The sequence below is a fragment of the Immundisolibacter sp. genome (genome assembly GCF_028696615.1).
Taxonomy (GTDB): domain Bacteria; phylum Pseudomonadota; class Gammaproteobacteria; order Immundisolibacterales; family Immundisolibacteraceae; genus Immundisolibacter.
Window position 1 is genome coordinate 1 of the sequence record NZ_JAQVGQ010000324.1, and the last position, 2,510, is coordinate 2,510.

The 2,510-nt window shown below is 70.9% G+C and carries 6 protein-coding genes and 1 pseudogene; all 7 read right to left on the reverse strand.

The features are described from left to right. Window positions 1-490 (reverse strand): annotated as a pseudogene (locus PHC73_RS13855) (hypothetical protein); the annotation flags it as partial. Beyond that, a complete protein-coding gene (locus tag PHC73_RS13860; protein ID WP_300129429.1) occupies window positions 487-609 on the reverse strand; it encodes a hypothetical protein in 123 nt (40 codons plus the stop codon). The gene PHC73_RS13860 and the pseudogene PHC73_RS13855, both read right to left, overlap by 4 nt. Next, on the reverse strand, window positions 599-841 hold the full coding sequence (locus PHC73_RS13865) for a hypothetical protein (RefSeq protein WP_300129431.1): 243 nt from the start codon (window positions 839-841) through the stop codon (window positions 599-601). Before PHC73_RS13865 ends, PHC73_RS13860 begins: the two co-directional genes overlap by 11 nt. Beyond that, window positions 838-1,350 carry a glycosyl hydrolase 108 family protein gene (locus PHC73_RS13870; protein ID WP_300129433.1) on the reverse strand — a complete coding sequence of 171 codons (513 nt, stop codon included), beginning with the start codon at window positions 1,348-1,350 and terminating at the stop codon, window positions 838-840. Before PHC73_RS13870 ends, PHC73_RS13865 begins: the two co-directional genes overlap by 4 nt. After that, entirely contained in the window at window positions 1,343-1,858 is a 516-nt protein-coding gene (locus tag PHC73_RS13875; protein ID WP_300129435.1) for a hypothetical protein, read from the reverse strand. The genes PHC73_RS13870 and PHC73_RS13875 overlap by 8 nt, the downstream gene beginning before the upstream one ends. A 13-nt stretch (window positions 1,859-1,871) precedes the next feature. Further along, window positions 1,872-2,267 (reverse strand): hypothetical protein, encoded by a 396-nt coding sequence (locus PHC73_RS13880; RefSeq protein ID WP_300129437.1) that lies wholly within the window; start codon window positions 2,265-2,267, stop codon window positions 1,872-1,874. Next, on the reverse strand, window positions 2,267-2,510 hold a 244-nt coding region (locus tag PHC73_RS13885), incomplete at its 5' end, for a hypothetical protein (protein WP_300129439.1). The genes PHC73_RS13880 and PHC73_RS13885, both read right to left, overlap by 1 nt.

Sequence of the window (2,510 nt, forward strand, 5' to 3'; positions counted from 1 at the left end):
GCGCCGTCACCGGCCAGCCCTTCACCCACCCGTGGCAGGCCGTCGCGTAGGCGGCGGCTCGGTCACAGCGGGCGGCGAAGTCGAAAAGAAATCCAGAAGCTCCTGCTGAAAGCTCGGCGCCGGCGGCGCCGTCAGCAGAAACGCCGGCACCGCCGGCGGCGGCGGACACGGCGCCTCCACAAGACGCACGGGCGCCTGGGTCGCGCAGCCGCCCAAGGCGAACCACAGCAGCCCGCTGCCGATCAATCTCCCGCTGCATGTCCGCATAACTCGCCTCCGCTGCCTGCCGTGCCCGATCCTGCGCCGCCGTCAGCGCCGCCACCTCGGCCGTGCGCTGCTGCACGCGCGTGAGCGCCGCCCGCAGCGTGCTGGCTTCCGCCGCCTGCCAGCGCACGCGCTCGGCGCCCACGCCGCGCTGATACGCCACCGCCATGCCCACCAGCGCCGCCGCCAGCAGCACCGGAAGCCCATAGCCGACCAGGCGGCTCAATGCCAGGCCGCCCACGCCAACCCACCCAGCGCCGCGCCGCCGACACCGGACGCCGCCGCCAGCCCGAACCGCGCCCACAGCGCCAGCCCCAGCAGGCGCGCCAGTCGCTCAGCCGGCATCACCGCCCCTCCACGCCCGCTTGCCCTTCTCGGTCCACTCGCGCCCAAGCCAGATCGCCATAATCGCCGCGACAGCTGCCCCGTACTCGCCGGCGCCCATCGGCATCATGCCATCCACCGGAAACAGCCACGAACGCGCGAACGCCACCGTCACGATCGCCCACGATGCCGTCACGAAACTCAGAGTGATCGACTTTTCCCCGCGGCTGTCCCGCATCGACGGCAGCTTCACGCCACCCCCGCAAAGGCCATGTCCCGCCGCAACCAGCCCAACAGGAACACCCGCTGCGACTGATCGCGCTCAGCGACCTCGAGCCGGTGCTTCACCCGCCGCCAGCCGTAATCGAGCACAAACCCCCGCGGCGACGGCAGCGCATTCAGCTCGCGCACCGCCGCCAACATGCTCAGCGTCGGCGGCAGCCCCAGCACCGCCAGCACCAGGTCTGCCGCCTTCTTCGGGCCGCGCTGCACCGCCCAATCGAACACCGCCTCGGCGATGGCCTGATGCGTCAGCACGTCGCCCTGAATGGGATTCCAGAACTCGGCCCGATAGAACTTCTCGACCAGGCTGTCCGGCACCGGACGGTCGGCGTCGATCAGCGCCCAGCCATCCCAGCTCGGGTGATAGCGCCTGCTGATCCCGGCATAGGTCTGGCGGCCGTAATCGGCCGCGTGATCGGTCAGCTCGAAGCGCTCGAACTGCCGCACCGTCTTGTCGAATGCCGCCGCGAAATCAGCCATTCGTCGCCACCTCAGGCGCAAACTCGTTCATCCGCCGTACCACGTCGGCCCACTTGGCCGACACCACGGCCGCCCGCTCCCCGTCGAGCCCGCGCCAGCACGCCGGCTGGCCTGCCTCGTCGAGGCCCAGCGTCACGGCCACGTGCAGCCCGTCGTCGCGCTCGGACAGGCGGTGCACCGCGTCGGCCAGCACATCCAGCACCCACGGATCAGACTCGCCAACCGGCGTCGCCAAGCACACCATGTGCGACACGTCGCCCGTGTCCGACAGCAGCCACGCGAGGCGCACCGTACCGATCAGGTCGCGCAGGTCCGGGTCCACCGCCCAGCGTGTCGCCGTGGCCCAGTAGGCGATGGCGAAATCCTCGCAATCCCCCGCCCCGCGCCGAAAGCTCTCGACCGGCGTCTGCCAGTAGTCCGCGGCGGGCCGGTCGATTTCGTAGCGCATCCGCTGCGCCACGTACTCCAGCACCCTCTGCAGCACCGCGGCCGCATCGCCAACCGTCATGTCGACACCCACCTCAGTGCCCCCCCAAGCGACTGCCCAACACGCCCGCCACCAGCCCGGACAACGCCGTCACCACGATCCAGACGAGCCGCTCCACCCCGCCGACCACCCAGCCGGTACGCGCCGCGGCGGGCGCCAGACTCGCCAGTGTGTCCTGCACTTCATCCAGCTCAGCGCGCATCTGCGCCACCGTCGCCGCCATGCCGGATAACTGCACGCTGCTACTGGCGGTCACGGAGCGCAGCTCGCGCAGCTCGCGCGCGTCCGCCTCCCGCCGTTCCTCGACGCGCACCAGGCGCTCCAGGAACCCACGCACCGTGCGCAGCTCGTCCTCGATCCCAGACAGCCGGTGATCAACGCGTGCCGATAACTGCTCCACATCTGTCTCCACCTGCTGCAAATGCGCCATCAGCGCGCCACCCGCGAGCGCCGCTTGCGCTCGACCTCGAGCGGCACCGTCTCCGGCACCCGCGCCGACACCGTGAACCGCTGGAATATCGGCAAGGGCTCGCCAGGCGCCGCGGCCTTGGCATTGCGCGCCCCCGTCGGACACCCCAGGCAGGCGGCCAGGCGCACCTTGCCATCCAGGTCCGTGCAGCTCTGCGCGCGTTGCCATGACTGACCGCAGAACGCCTTGGTGACGCGCAGACCG

Coding starts and splice junctions, on each gene's coding strand:
- PHC73_RS13870 (WP_300129433.1), bottom strand. CDS start 1,350: ATGGCTGATTTCGCGGCGGCATTCGACAAGACGGTGCGGCAGTTCGAG.
- PHC73_RS13875 (WP_300129435.1), bottom strand. CDS start 1,858: ATGACGGTTGGCGATGCGGCCGCGGTGCTGCAGAGGGTGCTGGAGTAC.
- PHC73_RS13860 (WP_300129429.1), bottom strand. CDS start 609: ATGCCGGCTGAGCGACTGGCGCGCCTGCTGGGGCTGGCGCTGTGGGCG.
- PHC73_RS13880 (WP_300129437.1), bottom strand. CDS start 2,267: ATGGCGCATTTGCAGCAGGTGGAGACAGATGTGGAGCAGTTATCGGCA.